This window comes from Stenotrophomonas maltophilia group sp. RNC7, assembly GCF_030910085.1.
In the GTDB taxonomy this organism is placed as follows: Bacteria; Pseudomonadota; Gammaproteobacteria; order Xanthomonadales; family Xanthomonadaceae; genus Stenotrophomonas; species Stenotrophomonas sepilia.
Genome location: NZ_JAVFVN010000052.1, coordinates 1 through 398, shown reverse-complemented (window position 1 = coordinate 398; position 398 = coordinate 1). Strand labels below are relative to the sequence as shown.

The following is a 398-nucleotide window of genomic DNA, read 5'->3' as shown; positions in this document are numbered from 1 at the left end:
CGGGAGAATGGAGTAAAACCATAAGAAGCTGGACACTACCAGGTATACCGGAATCTATTCAGGTTACATCTACTAGTACATCAAACACGTTAACCTGGAATCCAGTTAGGGGAGCCACAGGGTATGATATTGAAATCCAAGGGAATTCAGTAAATGTTGGATCATCACCAACCTTTACAGATACAGATGTGAATTCAAACACACAACGTACCTATAGAGTAAGAGCTAAAAATTCAAGTGGTGCTGGAAAGTGGACGGATATCATTGCTAAGACTACATTGCCAGATATACCGCAAAATTTATATGGTATACCGAAGGATACCCAAATCATCCTGATGTGGGACTCTGTTGCTGGCGCTAGAGAGTATGAGCTTGAGATAGACGATCAAACAATTATA

At 40.7% G+C, this 398-nt stretch carries 1 pseudogene; it reads left to right on the top strand.

Annotation, left to right across the window (positions count from 1 at the left end):
* Nucleotides 1-398 (top strand): annotated as a pseudogene (locus RCF13_RS00300) (hypothetical protein); the annotation flags it as partial.